11 protein-coding genes, 2 tRNA genes and 1 pseudogene are annotated in these 17,377 nt (G+C 66.7%); 10 read left to right on the forward strand and 4 right to left on the reverse strand.

From position 1 onward, the window contains the following. The first annotated feature begins 50 nt into the window (after positions 1 to 50). The 5 genes from SMN802W_RS0113720 to SMN802W_RS0113740 all read left to right on the forward strand — a co-directional run bounded on the left by SMN802W_RS0113720 (position 51) and on the right by SMN802W_RS0113740 (position 9,807). Entirely contained in the window at positions 51 to 2,828 is a 2,778-nt protein-coding gene (locus tag SMN802W_RS0113720; protein ID WP_156818917.1) for a TonB-dependent receptor, read from the forward strand. Positions 2,829 to 2,868: 40 nt separating this feature from the next. Further along, positions 2,869 to 5,115 carry a beta-N-acetylhexosaminidase gene (locus tag SMN802W_RS0113725; RefSeq protein WP_019517495.1) on the forward strand — a complete coding sequence of 749 codons (2,247 nt, stop codon included), beginning with the start codon at positions 2,869 to 2,871 and terminating at the stop codon, positions 5,113 to 5,115. After that, positions 5,112 to 7,544, forward strand: a complete 2,433-nt coding sequence (gene ptsP, locus SMN802W_RS0113730) for a phosphoenolpyruvate--protein phosphotransferase (protein WP_019517496.1) — start codon at positions 5,112 to 5,114, stop codon at positions 7,542 to 7,544. The genes SMN802W_RS0113725 and ptsP overlap by 4 nt, the downstream gene beginning before the upstream one ends. Next, entirely contained in the window at positions 7,541 to 9,205 is a 1,665-nt protein-coding gene (nagE, locus tag SMN802W_RS0113735) for an N-acetylglucosamine-specific PTS transporter subunit IIBC (RefSeq protein ID WP_019517497.1), read from the forward strand. The genes ptsP and nagE overlap by 4 nt, the downstream gene beginning before the upstream one ends. A gap of 386 nt (positions 9,206 to 9,591) precedes the next feature. Next, positions 9,592 to 9,807 (forward strand): hypothetical protein, encoded by a 216-nt coding sequence (locus SMN802W_RS0113740; RefSeq protein WP_019517498.1) that lies wholly within the window; start codon positions 9,592 to 9,594, stop codon positions 9,805 to 9,807. 246 nt (positions 9,808 to 10,053) lie between these two features. Here the strand turns inward: SMN802W_RS0113740 and SMN802W_RS17215 are convergent. Continuing rightward, positions 10,054 to 10,643, reverse strand: a pseudogene (locus SMN802W_RS17215) (NADPH-dependent FMN reductase). A 535-nt stretch (positions 10,644 to 11,178) separates the two neighbouring features. On the opposite strand from SMN802W_RS17215, the gene SMN802W_RS0113755 reads away from it, so the two are divergent. Continuing rightward, positions 11,179 to 11,253 (forward strand) — tRNA-Gln (locus tag SMN802W_RS0113755). Positions 11,254 to 11,439: 186 nt separating this feature from the next. On the opposite strand, the gene SMN802W_RS0113760 is transcribed toward SMN802W_RS0113755, so the two are convergent. From SMN802W_RS0113760 to SMN802W_RS0113770, 3 genes are all read right to left on the reverse strand, one after another. Then, positions 11,440 to 11,733 carry a hypothetical protein gene (locus tag SMN802W_RS0113760; protein ID WP_019517499.1) on the reverse strand — a complete coding sequence of 98 codons (294 nt, stop codon included), beginning with the start codon at positions 11,731 to 11,733 and terminating at the stop codon, positions 11,440 to 11,442. Next, a complete protein-coding gene (locus tag SMN802W_RS0113765) occupies positions 11,672 to 12,139 on the reverse strand; it encodes a hypothetical protein (protein ID WP_019517500.1) in 468 nt (155 codons plus the stop codon). Before SMN802W_RS0113765 ends, SMN802W_RS0113760 begins: the two co-directional genes overlap by 62 nt. A 119-nt stretch (positions 12,140 to 12,258) precedes the next feature. Continuing rightward, a tRNA-Gln gene (locus SMN802W_RS0113770) sits at positions 12,259 to 12,332 on the reverse strand. Between the two features lie 161 nt (positions 12,333 to 12,493). Here SMN802W_RS0113770 and SMN802W_RS0113775 point away from each other — a divergent pair. From SMN802W_RS0113775 to SMN802W_RS0113790, 4 genes are all read left to right on the forward strand, one after another. Continuing rightward, entirely contained in the window at positions 12,494 to 13,558 is a 1,065-nt protein-coding gene (locus SMN802W_RS0113775) for a Ppx/GppA phosphatase family protein (protein ID WP_019517501.1), read from the forward strand. Positions 13,559 to 13,561: 3 nt separating this feature from the next. Continuing rightward, positions 13,562 to 14,263, forward strand: coding sequence for an RlmE family RNA methyltransferase (locus SMN802W_RS0113780; RefSeq protein WP_019517502.1), 702 nt, complete (start codon positions 13,562 to 13,564; stop codon positions 14,261 to 14,263). Positions 14,264 to 14,367: 104 nt separating this feature from the next. Beyond that, positions 14,368 to 16,416 carry a sensor histidine kinase gene (locus SMN802W_RS17700; protein WP_019517503.1) on the forward strand — a complete coding sequence of 683 codons (2,049 nt, stop codon included), beginning with the start codon at positions 14,368 to 14,370 and terminating at the stop codon, positions 16,414 to 16,416. Between the two features lie 194 nt (positions 16,417 to 16,610). Next, positions 16,611 to 17,327 (forward strand): Crp/Fnr family transcriptional regulator, encoded by a 717-nt coding sequence (locus SMN802W_RS0113790; RefSeq protein WP_019517504.1) that lies wholly within the window; start codon positions 16,611 to 16,613, stop codon positions 17,325 to 17,327. The last annotated feature ends 50 nt before the right edge of the window (positions 17,328 to 17,377 follow it).

The following is a 17,377-nucleotide window of genomic DNA, read 5'->3' on the forward strand; positions in this document are numbered from 1 at the left end:
GTAAGTGACCGCCATGCCGGGGAAGAGGGATACAAGGGGAAGCGACCATGATGAAGCGTGTGATCCTCGTCGGCTCAGCCAGCTTGCTGGCCCTCGCCATCGCTGTGCCTGTCGCCGCCCAGACCAGTCCAACCGACACCGCGCCGTCAGGCGGCGTCCAGCCTGGTCCGGACGGGACGAATGCCACCGGTGATGACATCGTCGTCACTGGAATCCGCGCAAGTCAGGCCGCCTCGATCGAGGCAAAGCGCACCTCCACAGTCATCGCGGACGTTATCTCGGCGGAAGACATCGGCAAGTTCCCCGACAAGAACGTCGCGGAGGCGCTGCAGCGTGTTCCCGGCATCGTCATCAATCGCGTGTTCGGCGAGGGCGAGCGCGTGTCGCTGCGCGGTACCGCGCCAAACCTCACCAAGACGCTCGTCAACGGCCACAATATCGCAACTGCGGACTGGTTCATCGAGGATCAGCTCGCCGCCACGCGCTCGTTCAATTATCTTACCCTTCCGGCCGAAATCGTGGGACAGCTTGACGTCTACAAGTCGAGCCAAGCGGACGTGGAGGAGGGCGGTATCGGCGGGACGATCAACGTCCACACGCGCCACCCGTTGGACCTGCCACGCTTCTCGCTCAACGCCAGTGTGCAGGGTGTTTATTCGGAGCGGTCGGACAAGTTCGATCCGCAGGCATCGGGCCTGATCAGCTGGAAGAATGATGCGGGCACCTTCGGCGTCCTGATCGGTGGTGTATACCAGAAGCGTCGCATCCGCCGCGACGGTGTTGAGGTGCTCGGCTACCAGACCTACGACATTCCCGCGACGGTGACGAACGCGGCCGGCGCGGCGGTTGCCAACCCGAACTACAACGCCGCGCTGGCGGGAACGCAATATGCCTCGCTGATCGGCTCCGCGCTGTTCCAGCAGACGCGTGAACGCTACGGCGGCAACATCGAGCTGCAATTCAAGCCGAGCGACAATCTGGAGATCGTCGCGACCGGGCTCTACTCGCGTTTCAACGCGTCCAATTTCAACCAGAACTTCCTCGCCTGGGGCTCCAACGCGGTCGGCGGCGGGGGCAGCATCACCAACGCGACCGTCAAGGACAACACGATCGTGTCGGGTACGGTCACGTCATCGGGTGGCGGGACAACCGGACGTGCGGTCGTCTATGACGCGATCTACCGCGATGCTTATGCCGAGACCTATTCGGGCGATCTCGACGTCAACTACACCCTTGGCGGTGGCGGCATCCTGCACCTGAAGGGCGGCTATACCAAAGCCAACGGCGCGACGCGCAACCAGCCGTTCTTCGAAGCGGGCGCGCCGGGCGCCTTCACCTTCGACCTGACCGGGCGTGTGCCGCAGGTGTCGTACCGCGGCGTCAACCCGGACAATCCGAACGATTTCGCCTTCGACTTCGCGTCGCTCCACCGCATTGGCAACAGCGACAAGGAAAAGTACGGCTACATCGACTTCGAGCAGCCGTTCGACGGCTCGTTGTCGGCGATCAAGATCGGCGCGAAGTTCACCGACCATGATCGCAATGCCTATTTCCTGGCGACCACCTACGGTGCCTTTTTCGTGCCGCTCGCCGCGAACGGTTGCGGTGGACCGTGCACGCCGGCGAGTTTCGCGGGCGGTTCTCTTCCGGGCAATTTCCTCGACAACATCGCCGAGCCGGGCACGCTGACGAGCTACTTCAACGTCGACACGGGCAAGTTGCAGGACATCCTGTACGGCCTGCCCGCCGCCGCGCGGCAGCGGCAGATCAACCCGCCCGAAAACTACTCGATCAACGAGAAGACGTACGGCGGCTACGCGATGCTGAAGGTCGGGCATCCCGACACGACGTACCACGCCAACATCGGCCTCCGCGTGGTGCGGACCGAGCAGACGTCGCGCGGCAACATCGTCGGGGTCGATCCGTCGACACCGGGCGCGCTGTCGAACGACTTCGGCACCTATGCGCCGATCGAGGTGAAGCGCAGCTATACCGACATCCTGCCGGCGGTGAACATATGGTTCGACCTGACCCCGCAACTCGTGGCGCGATTTGGCGCCGGGCGGACGATCGCACGCCCCGATTACACCGACATCGTGCCGCGCGTGAGCCTGAACCCGGGTGCGCTGTCCGGCGACGGCGGCGACCCGAACGTCAATCGCTACCAATCGGACGATTATAACGCGAGCCTGGAATTCTATCCCGATCGTGAGACGATCGTCGCAGCGGCCGTCTATTACAAGAATATCGCGAACTACATCGTGAACCGCACGGTGCAGGAGCGTTATCCGATCCAGACGACAACGCCCAATCTGTCGCGCTGCATCCCGGCGGCCGGCGGTACCGCCACCAATCCGCTGTACGACTGCCTGTTCGATATCAACCGACGCTCGAATGGGTCGGGCGGGCACAATTTCGGTGTGGAGGCGCAAATCTCGCGCCGCATCTTCGGCCCCTTCGGTGCGATCGTGAACTACACCTATTCGGATGCCAAGAGCGACGCCGGCGACCCGATCCCGGGCAATTCGAAGCACGCGCTGAACCTGACCGGCTATTTCGAGAACGACTGGCTGTCGGCGCGGGTGAGCTACAATTACCGCTCGGCGTTCTTCATCAACATCGATCGTGCCTCGCCGCTGAACCAGGGCAAGACGGAGTCGCTCGATGCCTCGCTCAACGTGAAGCTGACCGACAATTTCTCGCTCACGGCGGATGCGGTGAACCTGACCAACGCCAAGATATATCAATATTCCGGCACGGAGACACGGTTCCGCGCGCTCTACGACAACGGTCGGATCTTCTACGCCGGCGTGCGGGCGAAATTCTGACGGGGCTGGCGAAACAAGCGTGGGCAGGTCAGGATCACGGATGATGCGTTCCTTTGGCCTGCTCGCGCCAGCGGCGCTTTTCCTGCTGACGGGCGCGAGCCCTCCTCCCGCGCCGGCGCTCCTCCCGACGCCTGCTACGATCGACGTCGCCGGAGCTGGCTTTGTCCTGGCGGCAGGAACACCGGTGGTGGCGCAGGACGAGGGGGCGCGCGCCGCGGCGGTCCGGCTCGCCAGGCTGATGGCGAGCGCGGGAGTGCCGCTGCCCGGTGCCACCGCACGCAGCGACGCACGTGTCGCGATCAGGCTACGCCGCGTCGCCGGCAGCCCGGCGGAGGGATACCGCCTCAACAGCGGACCCGAAGGTGCCACGATCGAGGCGTCCGACGATGCCGGGCTGCTTTATGGCGCAGTGACGCTGTGGCAGCTCGCGACGCAGCCCGGTGCGACCGGCAGGGTCGCCGGCGTGCGGATCGCGGATGCGCCCCGTTTTCGTTGGCGCGGACTGATGCTGGACAGCGCGCGGCATTTCCAACCGGTGACGTACATTCATCACCTGCTCGACTGGATGGTCGCGAACAAGCTGAACCGGCTGCACTGGCACCTGGTCGACGATCAGGGCTGGCGCCTGCCGGTGCCGGGCTGGCCAAGGTTGACGAGCGTGTCGGCGTGGCGTCGCGGCGCGACCGCGCCCGGTGCACCGCCGCTGCCGCGCGAAGGAGGCTTCTACACCGAAGCGGAGATCCGCGGCGTCGTCGCCGCTGCCGCCGCGCGCGGCATCACGATCGTGCCCGAGATCGAGATGCCGGGCCATGCCCTCGCCGCGATCCGTGCCTATCCTCAACTCGGCATGGGTGTGCCGATCCCGGCGGGTACGGAGAGCGACTATGGCGTGTTCCCGTGGCTGTACAACACGCAGGAGCCGACCTTCCGCTTTCTGGAAAACGTGCTCGATCAGGTGATGCGGCTGTTTCCCGGTGAGGCGATCCACCTCGGCGGCGACGAGGCGGTAAAGGATCAATGGCGTGCCGATCCCGCGATCCAGGCGCAGATAAAAACGCTTGGTCTCAAGAACGAGGACGCGCTGCAGGGCTGGTTCATGGCCAGGCTTGGGCGCTACCTTCAGCAGCACGGGCGGCGGATGATCGGCTGGGACGAGATCCTCGACGGCGGCGTTCCGGCGAACGCGACGGTCACGTCGTGGCGCGGGATCGAAGGCGCGGTGACTGCCGCGAAGGCGGGCCATGACGCGATCCTGAGCCCCGCACCCGTCCTGTATCTCGACAATCGGCAGGGCACCGGCCCTGATGAACCGCCGGGCCGTGGCACTCTGATAACGCTTGCCGACGTCCTGGCTTTCGATCCGATGCCACCGGGCCTGTCACCGGAGCAGCAGCGACACATCATCGGACTGCAGGCGAACCTGTGGACCGAGCATGTGCGCACCGAGAGTCGCGCTGCCTGGATGATCTTTCCCAAGGCAGCGGCGGTGGCTGAAATCGGCTGGGCGGGCGCGACGAAGCGCGACGTCGCAGGCTTCACCCGCACCCTCGCGCCACAGCTTACGCGAATGCGTCCGCTAGGGCTGGTCGCGGCGGACAGCGCCTGGGCGGTGCTTGCCCGGTACGACGTGGCGGGGCGCGATCTGACGGCCACGCTGTCGGCGCAGTCGGGGCTGCCGATCCGCTACACGCTGGATGGCAGCGCGCCGACCGCCGCGAGCCCTGCCTACACCGCGCCGATTACGCTAAGCGGCGGGCGACGATTGCGCGCGGCCACCTTCGGCGATGACGCCGCACTGCCGGGCGGGCTGGACGCCACGCCGACGCGCGCCGATGCGTTGACGCGTACCAGCCGCCAGCTTGCGTTGTGCAGCAATGCTGTGCCGCTCGATTTGGAAGACGACTGGCCCGCAAAGGGAGCACGCGCGCACTTCCTGCTCGACATCTTCAATCCGTGCTGGCGCTGGGACGCCGCGCCGCTCGATCAGGCGCGTCGCGTCGCAATCTCCGTCGGGCAGCTGCCGTTCAATTTTCAGGTCGGGGCCGACCGTGCCAAGATCCATTTTGCCGCGCCGCGCACCCCGGCGGGTGAGTTTGAGCTGCGTGCAGGATGCGGCGGGGCACTGCTCACGACGCTGCCGCTCGCCCGCGCGGCGCGTCATCCCGGCGTGACCCGGCTGGAGGCGGTGCTGCCCGCGCATGCCCAACCGGCCGACCTGTGCATCACCTACACCGCGCGCGGCGTCGATCCACTCTGGGCCGTCGAGCGGATCGAGTTGCTGCCATGAATTCGGTAACGCTGCATGCGCCGTTCGGCGGCTGGTTGACCGACCTGTCGCGCGTCCCCGATCCGGTGTTCGGCACCGGCATGATGGGACCCGGCGTCGCGATCGACCCGCTCGACGGCACCTTGCGTGCGCCCGCCGATGCCGAGGTCGTAAGCGTGCCCGACAGCGCGCACGCGATCACGCTGCGGCTGGTGAACGGGGCGGAATTACTGATCCACATCGGGCTGGAGACAGTGGCGCTGCATGGGAAGGGCTTTGTCGCGAAGGTACGCGCGGGCGACCGCGTCGTTCGCGGCGATCCGCTGATCCTGGTAGACCTGTCGCTGGTCGCGCGCGAGGCGGCGGATTTGGTGACACCGATCGTGCTGCCCGGCGACGGAGCGATGATCGTTCCGCTGGCGCTCGACCGCCGTGTTGCCGCGGGTGAGCCGATCGCCACCGTCACGTACAAGGCCACCCGCGCTGACGCGCACACCGGTCCGGTCACGTCGCGCGATATCGTCGTAGTGGCACCGCAGGGTATCCACGCCCGTCCCGCATCTCGCATCGTCGACCTGCTCAAGCGCTATGCTGCGGACGTGACGATCGTTTGCGGAGAGCGCCAGGCCGCCGGAAACAGCACCGTTGCACTGCTCGCGCTTGGGGCCAAGGCGGCTGACACGCTGTCGGTCGCTGCGCGCGGGCGCGATGCCGATGCGGCGGTGGAGGCGCTGGCGTCCTTTGCGGCCGAGCGCTTCGGCGACCCCGATGGCCCACTCTCCATCGCCTCCATACCGCGGCGCGAGGGCGGCGTCTGCGCGGTCCCGGGCATCGCGATCGGGCAGATTTACCATTATCGCCCCGGCCCGGTGACGATTGATCAACACAGTCGCGGCGCCCATGTTGAAGCCGCCGCACTCGACGGCGCATTGCAGGCCGTGGCGGCGCAACTTGGCGGCGGCATGGGCGCGGAACTTGCCGCGGCACATCGCGCACTACTTGCCGATCCGCAGCTGCGTAGCGACGCCGATACCGCGATCGCGCAAGGGGCGAGTGCGGGCACGGCATGGGCGCGCGCGATCGCAACGGCCGCCGACACGTTGCGAGCGACCGGCGACGCGAGGCTGGGCGAGCGGGTCGCCGACCTGCACGACATCGAGCGGCAGGTGCTCGTCGCACTCGGCGGTCACGCCGCCGAGGCGGCGCCGATCCCCCTAGACGCGATCGTCGTCGCCGAGGATCTGCTGCCGTCGCAATTCCTCGCGCTGGAGCGGTCGCGGCTCGCCGGTATCTGCACCGCGGCGGGCGGCCCGACTGCGCACGTGGCAATCTTGGCGGCTGCGGCAGGCGTTCCGATGATCGTCGCCGCCGGATCGGTCGTGCTGAATGTGCCCGATGGGAGCAGCGCGATCCTCGACGCCGATGCCGCGCGGCTCACCATCGCTCCCGATCCCGAGGTTCTGGCGGCGGCGAGCGCCGCGCGTGCGGCGTCGTCGGAACGGCGCACCGCAGAGCGGCGGGCGGCGGAGGAGCCGGCGGTCACCGTCGACGGCACCCGGATCGAGGTGGTCGCCAATCTCGGCTCCGCTGCGGATGCCGCGTTCGCCGTCGCGGCGGGTGCCGAGGGGTGCGGCTTGCTGCGCACCGAATTCCTGTTCCTCGATCGTGACGACGCCCCCAGTGAGGAGGAGCAGACGGCGACCTATCGCGAGATCGCGACGATCCTAGGCGATCGCCCGCTGATCGTGCGGACGCTGGATGTTGGTGCGGACAAGCCGCTCGCCTATCTGCCGCAACCGGTTGAGGAAAATCCGGCGCTGGGGCAGCGTGGCATACGCTTGTCGCTGGCGCGGCCCGATCTATTTGCGCAGCAACTGCGCGCAATCCTTGCTGCGGTTCCGGCGGCGCAGTGCCGCATCATGCTGCCGATGATAACGGACGTCGCGGAGTTGCACGTGGCGCGTGCGGCGCTGGATAGCGCAGCCACGGCGCTGGGACTGCGCAACCGGGTTGAGCTCGGCGTGATGATCGAAACACCGGCGGCGGCAGTGCTCGCCGATCAGCTCGCCGAGGTTGCCGACTTCCTGTCGATCGGCACCAACGACCTGACGCAATATGTGTTGGCCGCCGATCGCGGGAATGCCGCAGTCGCACCGATGATCGACGCGCTGCATCCGGCGGTGCTGCGGCTGATCCGGCTGGCGGCCGATGGGGCGGCGACGCATGGGCGATGGTGCGGCGTGTGCGGCGGTCTCGCCTCCGATCCGCAGGCGGCGGCATTGTTGATCGGGCTCGGCGTGACCGAACTGTCCGCCGTGCCAAGCGCGGTGGCTGCGGTGAAGGCGGCCGTACGACGCACCGACATGGCGGCGGCAAAGGCGCTCGCCACGCGCGCACTGTCCACGACGTCCGCCGGCGAGGTACGCGCAATGTTGAGGATCGGGGCATGAGGGGTGCAGCCGCACTTGAACGGTTTCAGCCGCTCGGCCGCGCACTGATGCTGCCGATCGCGGTGCTGCCCGTCGCCGCACTGCTGCTGCGGCTGGGGCAGCCCGATCTGTTGTCGATCCCCTTCGTCGCGGCGGCGGGACAGGCGATCTTCGACAATCTGGGTCTGCTGTTTGCTGCGGGAGTCGCCATCGGTCTTGCACGCGAGAACCACGGCGCTGCGGCGCTGGCAGGGATTGTATGCTTTCTCGTCGCGACGGAAGGGGCGAAATCGCTGCTCGTCGCAGGCTCGGCCACGAACGGCGACGCCGCGGTCGCGGCGCTGATGGAGGCGAGCTGGCGGGCGAAGGAGATCGCGAAACTGTCGGTGCCGGCCGGCATCCTTTCCGGCCTGATCGCGGGCGCCTTGTACAACCGCTTCAGCGATATCCGGCTTCCGCCCTATCTCGGCTTCTTCGCCGGGCGCCGCTTCGTCCCCATCATTGCAGGCTTGGCGGGCATCGCACTTGCGTTGGCGTTCGGCATCGGCTTTCCCTGGTTCGAGCGCGGCGTCGATGCGCTGAGCCGCTGGGTCGTCGCGGCCGGTCCGATCGGATTGTTCCTGTATGGCTTCCTCAACCGCCTGCTGCTGGTGACGGGGTTGCACCACATCCTCAACAATCTCGCGTGGTTCGTACTCGGCGACTTCGGCGGCGCGACGGGCGACCTGAAGCGCTTCTTCGCGGGCGACCCGAGTGCGGGCGCGTTCATGTCGGGTTTCTTCCCGGTCATGATGTTCGGCCTGCCCGCCGCGTGTCTGGCCATGTACCGCGCCGCACCGCCGGGTCGCCGCGCGGGGGTGGCGGGATTGTACCTGAGCCTGGGGCTCACCTCGTTCCTGACCGGCGTCACCGAGCCGATTGAATTCACGTTCCTGTTTCTCGCCCCGGCGCTGTTCGCGATCCATGCCGTGCTGACCGGTGTCGCGATGGTGGTGATGAACGCCGTTGGCGTAAAGCTGGGGTTCGGGTTCTCGGCCGGGTTGCTCGATTATGTGCTGAATTACGGGCTGGCGACCAGGCCGTTGCTGCTGCTGCCGATCGGCGCCGGCTATGCCGCGATCTATTATCTGGTGTTCAGCTGGACGATCAGGCACCTCGATCTGCCAACGCCGGGGCGAGAAGAGCGGCCATCGACAGCTGCGACTCCTGCACCGGCCGGCACGATTCAGGCCCGTGCGGCCAGCTTCACCGCGGCATTGGGCGGCGCCGCCAACCTGACGTCGATCGATGCCTGCACCACGCGCCTCAGGCTCATCGTCGCCGACGCCCAGGCGATTGATCGTCCGGCGCTTGCAGATTTGCAGGTGCGCGGGGTCGTAGACCTTGGGCGCGGACGCGTGCAGATCGTCGTCGGCCCCGAAGCGGATCAACTGGCAGCGGCAATGCGCAGCGGGCGCGGACTTCAGAACAGTGAAGCGCAAAAGCCCGTGCGCGGGGCAGACGACACCCATCCTGACCTGCGCGCGGCGTTGGTCGAGGCTGGAGCCACGCACGTCTTTGCGCGTGGTCGACGGGTGGTCGCGACGCCGTACTCCGCAGCACTGGAGACAGCCGCATCGCGGCAATCGTACGTGCGCGCGGTGTCGCGGATCGGCGAAGATGTTCACGTCCTGACGAACTGAGGCCCGACGCAACTTTGCGTGCCTCTCGCGGCACAGCCATCGTCAAACGAGACCGGACCCCCCTTTAACGGGCATCTGTATCGCCGTTGACGGTTCGGAGGCGCTCGCCCAGTTGCAGGCCAAGTAGCTGCATCAATGCCGCACCGTCCGACATGATCCCGGATCGCACGTTATGCTACTCGCGGGCAGGGCCGCGCAGATCTCATGGTAGGCGCAGCGTATCCCCGACGTGGCGCAGCTTGTCTGGCTCAGGGACGATATAGATCACCGCGAAACGCCCGTCGCGCAGCTCGATCGTTTGTTCGGAGCACCTTTCTACGATTGATGCTGACGTAGCCGGGCAGGCCGTTGATCGTCCCGTGTGTAGCAGGCCGAGGATGGTAGGCATGCTTGCGCGGCTGCTTTGGAAGAGCCGCAATTTCGCAATGCAGGCCGCGGGCGATGTTCAGAAAGGCAACCTTGCAACGTTCGTCCGAGTGGATCGCACCTCCTCGGCCAGCAGCGCTGAGAATGCCGCTGCATCGCCTCTGCTGGCGATGACGAAGAAGGCGGGGGCGATCGCCTTCGCCCGCTGCACAACCAAGCGCGGTCGGGCTGCCTGAAGGTGCCGGTGGGTGTGGCGCGCGAGCTGGCGCGCCATGTCCGGTTCCCATCCGGGGATCGCGGCGATCTCCGGTAGCGGCGTCTCTAGCAAGTCTTAGAGCGAGAGGTCGTAAGGATGCTCTGAATGAGTCGAGGCTCCAATCCGGCGCCAATGTCATTGCCGGATGGGTGCGGCGTAGAAGCGAAGCTCGCCTCCGTGCATCCGTACGCAACATGAACGAGCGTCCGGCTCTATGTCACCCAGGTCAGTACGGCGGGACAACCCGGGCGCGCTGCTCACGGGCCGCCTCAGTCCACCACGCCAGATCATCGGCAAATCGCGGAAAAGACCTGGTGAGAGCCGCACCGCCGTCACCGAAGGGGCTTCCCGTGTCGTCGAGGGTGCTACTGATCCCGCCGACTGTCAGAGTGCTAAAGATTACGACCATCCCCATCTCAGTGAGCGTGCCGTGCCAAGCGACGCTGGCATGTGCTCCCGCTAGGCGTCCGGCGGAATAGCTGGCGATTGCGGCAGGGCGCCAGAACCATTCATCGAGGAAATGATCGGTCAGGTTCTTGAGATTCGGCGGCAGGCCCCAATCATATCGCCCGTAACGAAGACGAAGGAGTCGGCGGCGCGGATCTTGCCGGCGAGATCCTCCAGCGCTGGCGGCGCCTCGCCCTTCGTATATTCCTTGTACATGCGGTCGAGCATCGGAAGCCCGATTGCGCGAGCATCGATGAGTTCGGGCTCCGCGCCGCGTGCGGCGAAGCCGCCGACCAGATAATTGGCAAGCCGGATGCCTTGCCGATCGGAACGGTAGGAGCCGTAGAGGATCAGAATACGGTCGGCCATGGTTCTTCTTCCATGATAACTCGGCCTTACCATCTCGACTTGCCCGAGCCGCCTCACTGCCTGGCGGCGACGGCGTCCAATCCTCGAGGTCGAGCTACTACTCGACACCTCGGAGCGTTCCGTCGTCGATCTGGCCGGCGCGATGCCTTTGGACCAGCTCGTCCCGGTCGGCCTCCACCGCCGCATTGATGACGTCAAAGCTGCGAGCGATTGCTCGGAATTCATTCCTCCGCAGTGCTGTCGAACGCCTCGCGTCACCGCCTATGATCTGACGCCGGAGGAGTATCTTTACAGAAGGTGCATGCAGAGATAGTGGCCATCGCATCGCAGGAGTTGGGAGAACGTGGCACCTGTATGGACGCTAACCCTCGAGCACTAAGTTGGTTGGGGGCCATGTCGCCAGGGGCTTGGTCTTTGTGTCGGGAGTAAAGCTAGTTAGCAGGTTCTAGCGAGTTTTCTTCTGGCACCATATCTTGTCAGCGGTGCATCGCAGGCTGGCGTATCGCTGCCGATCCTGCGATGGAGCGCCGACTGTTGGGGCGTCGCCAAGCGGTAAGGCACCGGTTTTTGGTACCGGCATTCGTAGGTTCGAATCCTGCCGCCCCAGCCAGTTTCTCTCCTAAGTCATTGTTATAGCTAAAAAGCGTCCCCGCTCCGCCTCCGGCATCCGCGGGAGGGGTGACGTGTCGTCTGACGCATTTGGCGTCCGCGACCTCGGGAACAGGGGCTTTCGCCTTGGCTATGCGTCACACCAACCTCGAGCGCCGCGGGCGCCATTTCTATTATCGTGCATCGTTCACACTGGTTGGGAAGGTTGTGCCGGCCTGCGGCCGGAGGTCGTGAGCTTGTTCCTGCGGGCGAGCTGCTCTGTCTCGATCATCTCGCGCAGGAGGAGGCTCCTGAGTGAGGTCGGGTCGTTCGTATTCAGATAGGCGGCGAACTCGTCGAGACGATGGTGCTGCCACTTGAACCAGTCGAGGAAGCGATCCCGCTCCCATACCTCGCCGAAGCGGATGGACCAGAAGGCGTCAGTGGAGATGCCGCGCCGCAGTTCGACGCGCGGTCGTTCCTTTCCGCCCGCGTTGCGCACGACGATCGTTCGCTTGAGCTCTGCCGACCTTTTCGCCAGGTCGGCCGCCGAGGACGAGGGTCTCAGCCGTAACGGAGATCTGCTCGGCGAATCGCTCCGCCCCGATGAGTTGCAGGGCCTTAGTCGTGAGGAGCGGTGAACCGGAGTAGCGATCGACGGCGCGGATGCGACGCTCGGCCTGTGCTGGATCGTCGCAGGCGAGCACGAGATCGACGATCCGGCCGTGCACGTGCATGTGCACGTGCCCGTGATCGTCGACGAGTTCGCGCCGGATCACCAGGGCAGCCGACGCGTCGATGCCGAGCACGGCGCGGACGTGCAGCGAGACAACCGTGTCTTCAGACGTGCTCGTCCACGAGGACGTCTCGCCGAGGCTTATGACGGCAGGGATGAGAGGACGGGTCATGGCGGCTCCGGTGTTGTGGAGCCGTGAGATGGAAGCCGCTTGAGGCCGAGCGCTAGGCGTCTACGAAGCCATAGCCTTTGGCGCGGCGGTCAGCGCTTATTGGCACAGGATAAAGGAATTGGATGCCCGACAAGGACTCGAACCTTGATTGACGGAGTCAGAGTCCGCTCTCTTACCATTAGAGGATCGGGCAACGAGGGCGCGTCTCTATGCCGGGGGTTGGCGGCTGTCAACGCCCATTTGCGGTGTGCCGCTTGCCGCGCGGCGGACGCCCTGCTAACTTCTTGTTCAAGCACCGGCGGATCGCTTTTCACAAGCGGTTCGTGACGGAAGAAAAAAGTGAGACAGACGGCAATGGTGGAGATACCCGCCGAATTGCCGCGCCGGCGGGTTCCCGATCCCGCCCGTTCGGCAAGGCAGCAAGTACCGCAAGCGCGCAGCGGTCCCGATCTGCGTGGCCCGCGCGCCGGCTATGCGCGGCATTACGCCGCGCTCGATCTCGGCACCAACAATTGCCGGCTGCTGATCGCACGGCCGCAGGGCGAGGGCTTTGCGGTGGTGGATGCCTTTTCGCGCATCGTCCGGTTGGGGGAGGGGCTCGCCTCGTCGGGCCGGTTGTCCGATCAGGCGATCGAGCGCACGATCGCGGCGCTGAAGGTTTGTTCGGACAAGCTCCGCCGTCGCAACGTCACGCTGGCGCGCTCGGTCGCGACCGAGGCATGCCGCCGCGCGTCGAACGGCCATGATTTCATCGCGCGCGCCTATGACGAGACGGGCATCCACCTCGACATCATTTCCGCCGAGGAAGAGGCGCGGCTGGCGGTGCTCGGCTGCCATGCGCTGCTCGAGCCCGGAACCGGCCCGGCGCTGGTGTTCGACATCGGCGGGGGGTCGACCGAACTGGTGCTGATCGACACGCGCGGCACCGTGCCGACGGTCAAGGACTGGCATTCCGCCCCATGGGGTGTCGTGTCGCTGACCGAGAGCGCGGGCGGCGGCGACAACGCGGCCGAACGCGCGGCGAGTTACGCGCGGATGCGCGCGTTGGTGCGTGACAGCTTCGCGCCCTTCGCCGCGCGACTGCCCTCGCCCGGCGAGCGCCCCCGCCTGCTCGGCACCAGCGGCACCGTGACGACGCTGGCGAGCGTGCACCTGGAGCTGGAACGGTATGATCGCGCCAAGGTCGACGGGCTGATCGCGCCCGCTGCGGCGATGCGCCGGATCAGCCAGGATCTCGCCGGCATGTCGATCAGCGAGCGCGCGCGTTTCCCGTGCATCGGGCGCGAGCGCGCCGATCTGGTGGTGGCGGGCTGCGCGATCCTCGAAGGCATCCTCGACCTGTGGCCGGCCGAGCGGCTGGGCATCGCCGATCGCGGCATTCGCGAGGGTATCCTCCGCCGATTAATGGAAGCACGCTGAGCGATGTCTAGAGGAGGATCAGGCGGTCGCACCCGCGTCCGCACCGCGCGCGGGCGCAGCGCGCAGTCGACCCGCTGGCTGGAGCGGCAGCTGAACGACCCTTACGTCCGCAAGGCGAAGGCCGAGGGCTATCGCAGCCGCGCGGCGTACAAGCTGCTCGAACTCGACGAGCGCTTCGGTTTCCTGCGCGGGCAGAAGAAGATCATCGATCTGGGCATCGCGCCGGGCGGGTGGAGCCAGGTGGTGAAGCGCCGCACGCCTGCTGCGACCGTGGTCGGCATCGACCTGCTGCCGGTCGACCCGATCGACGGCGTGACGATCCTGCAGATGGACTTCATGGACGATGCCGCGCCCGACCGGCTGACCGAGGCGCTGGGCGGTGCCGCCGATCTCGTCCTGTCCGACATGGCGGCGAACACCGTCGGCCACCAGCAGACCGACCATCTGCGCACGATGGCGCTGGTCGAGGCCGGGCTCGCCTTCGCGATCGACGTGCTGCGCCCCGGTGGCGCCTATGTCGCCAAGGTGTTCGCGGGCGGCGCCGATGCCGATCTGGTTGCGGAGATGAAGCGCAACTTCGCGACGGTGAAGCACGCCAAGCCGCCAGCCAGCCGCAAGGACTCATCCGAATGGTACGTGATCGCGCAAGGCTTCAAGCGCAGTGTGCGTGATGCCGCTGACGGGCCGGTCGACACGGAAGCGTGACGCCCATGCATCCAACCGGCGGATCGACCGTTCGCGCAGAGCTGGTCATGTAGCCGGCGGGCTGCCGGATCGGGGCCGATCGTCGCTGGAGAAAGGTTGGTCGCATGAGGCCCGAGGTGCTGAGTGAGCGGCAGGTGCCCGGCGATGCGGAGGCGACGGCGGCGGCGCGGCTGGGGATCAGCCCGGCGCAGTTTGGCAGCGCCAGCGACAAGGCCGGGCTCGACGCCTTGTGCCGCTTCGCCGCCGAAGCATATTTCGACAACCCCTTGCCCGCCGTGTTCAAGGAACGCGCGTTCGTGCGATTGTCGCAGGCGGCGGGGGTGCGATACTGCCTCATCCGGCACGTCAGCCGCCTGATCGGCAACGGCTTTCCCGCCGGCGACCGACATGCCGCGCCTGATGAGCCCGGCGCGGTGATCGTGCTGCTCACCCGCGGCTTCGTCGATGAAGACGGGGTGGATCGGCTGGTCGGCGCGATCGATGGCTGCGGACGCCTTGCCGACCTGCCCACACCCGGATCAGCGGCGGAAGGGTTGCTGATCGATGCGCTCGCCTGCGTCTTCGCGCATCCGGGCGCGGCGGTGCGGATTGCAGAAGCGCTGACCGCTGCGATCGGAGCCGAGCATTACGCGCAGATGGTGGCGCTGTTGTCCTATGTCCGTGCCGAGCATTTCTGGGCGCTGGCGCATCCCGAACTGTCGTTCGCCGACGATCTCGTGCTGATCGCGCAACGCTCGCCCGCGCTGGCAGGGATGATCGATGCCGCGGCCGCCGGATCAGGCGCGTCGGTGGACAGCAGCGCACCGCGCCTGCGCGGAAACGACGAATTGCAGCGCCTGCTCGATTACACCGCCTTCGGCATCATGGCGCTGACCCGCGACGGTGTGCTGATCGAGGCGAACGATCGTCTGTTGGCGAAGATCGGACACACGCGCGACGACCTGCGCACCGGCGCGCTCAACTGGGTCGACGTGATCGCGCCCGATCACCGCGAAGAGGCGCGGCAACACCTGACCGCCTTTGCCGCGACCGGGCGGGTAGGGCCGTTCGAGACGCAGTTCGTGCTCCCCGACGGCGCGCGTCGATGGGTGCTGATCGCCGGACGCGAGCTGGTCGACGGCACGCTTGTCGCCTTTGCGATCGACGTCGATGCGGGCAAGCGTGCCGAGGCCGCGCTGGGCGAAAGCGAGGCGCGCTACCGCGCATTGGTCGAGGGGATTCCGCAGCTGGTCTGGCGCGCGATCGATGGTGGCGAGTGGACATGGTCGAGTTCGCAATGGAGCGAGTTCACCGGCCTGTCGGCACGCGACAGCCTGGGCTTCGGCTGGGAAGCCGCGCTGCACCCGAGCGACCGCGCGACCGCGCGCGCCTTCTGGCAGACGGCGGAGTTGACCGGGCGGCTGGAGATGGAAAGCCGCATCCTGCATGCCGCGACCGGCGAGTACCGCTGGTTCGCTACCCGCGCGACGCCGGTTCGCGACGAGGCCGGCGCGATCATCGAGTGGCTCGGCACCTCCACCGACGTGCATGACATGCGCATGATGCAGGAGCGCTACGTGCGGTTGGCGGCCGAATTACAACACCGCGCGAGGAACATCCTGTCGGTGATCCGCTCGGTGTTCGCGCGCACCGCCGAGGTGACCGGCGATCGGTCGGACGTGATCGATCATTTCCGTGGTCGGCTAGACGCGCTGGCACGCACGCAGGTGACGGTGACGCGTCATGCGGACGGCTTCGCCGACCTCGACACGCTGGTGCGCGACGAGTTGATCGGGGTCGGTCTGGGCGACGCCGAGCGCGTCTCCATCAACGGCCCCGACGTCTCACTCCCGCTCGCCATCGCCGAGTCGATGGGACTGACGATCCACGAGCTGACCACCAACGCGCTGAAGTTCGGCGCGTTGAAGGGGAGCGGCGGCAGTGTCGACATTCGCTGGCGGGTCGAGGTAGATCATGCGGGATCGCGGCTGCTCGATTTCACTTGGAGCGAGCGCGGCGTTGCCGCCGTGTCCACCGATCCCAGCCGCGACGGCTTCGGTCGCGAGTTGATCGAGGAGGCGCTGCCGCAGCGGCACGGCGCGACCACCAGCCTGGTGTTCCGTGGCGGCGGCATTCATTGTTCGATCCGGATGCCCCTGCCGGTCGATGTGTGAACGATCGTGGTGCGATGCTCCTCCACGTCTTTGCCCGTGTTGGCGCATCATGCTTGCGACCGGCCGTTGATGACGGCGGTTCCGCATGGAGCCGGTTCAGCGTATGATGGCCCGTCGCGTCGATGGTCGCTGGCCGATGCGGCGCCCTCCACGATCGACTTGATGTCCCAGTGATGCGGACGGGAAGGCAGTAGATGATCAAGGCCCGTCGCAGCATCGACGATCGAACGGCCGCGCTGGCGCGATTGTCGACGCTCGCGCCGCTCGACGCCGATGCACGTGGCTTGCTGGAGGCGGCGGCGCGCGGGGCCTATGCGCTGCGCTCGCGGCAGGAGCTTGTGTCGCTGGGCGAGGTGATGGAGGCGCCGCTGATCCTGTTGGACGGCTGGGCGGCGCGCATCCGCGTGCTGGTCGATGGCCGGCGGCAGATCGTCAGCCTGCTCGTCCCCGGCGATGTGATCGGGTTGAGCGACCTGCCCGATCCGCGATCGAGTGCGACGATCATCGCACTGACCCCGGTGCATGTCTGCGTCGGGCCGCCGCGCGGTGCGTCGGCCTCGCTCGACCGGGCCTATGCGGTCAGCCGGGCGTATGACGAGGCGTTCCTGCTGGCGCAGATCACGCGGCTAGGCCGCATGAACGCACAGGAGCGGATCATGGACCTGCTGTTGGAATTGAGCGAGCGGCTGGAGCTTGCCGGGCTGGTGCAGCACAAGACGTTCGACGTGCCGCTGACGCAGGAGACGCTGTCGGATGCGCTCGGGCTGACGCCGGTCCACGTCAATCGCATGTTGCAGGCCGCGCGCAAGGCGGACGATCTGGTATGGACCGGCAAGCGGATCACGATCAACGATCCGCTGCGGTCCGCGCGCGAACTCGGCCGGGTTCCGTTGCGCATTCAGGGCGAGTGACGCGAGCCGCGGGAAACCCTTTCGCCGCTTCGACGATTGAGCGGGGCACG

The organism is Sphingomonas sp. Mn802worker, from assembly GCF_000382485.1.
Taxonomy (GTDB): Bacteria; Pseudomonadota; Alphaproteobacteria; order Sphingomonadales; family Sphingomonadaceae; genus Sphingomonas.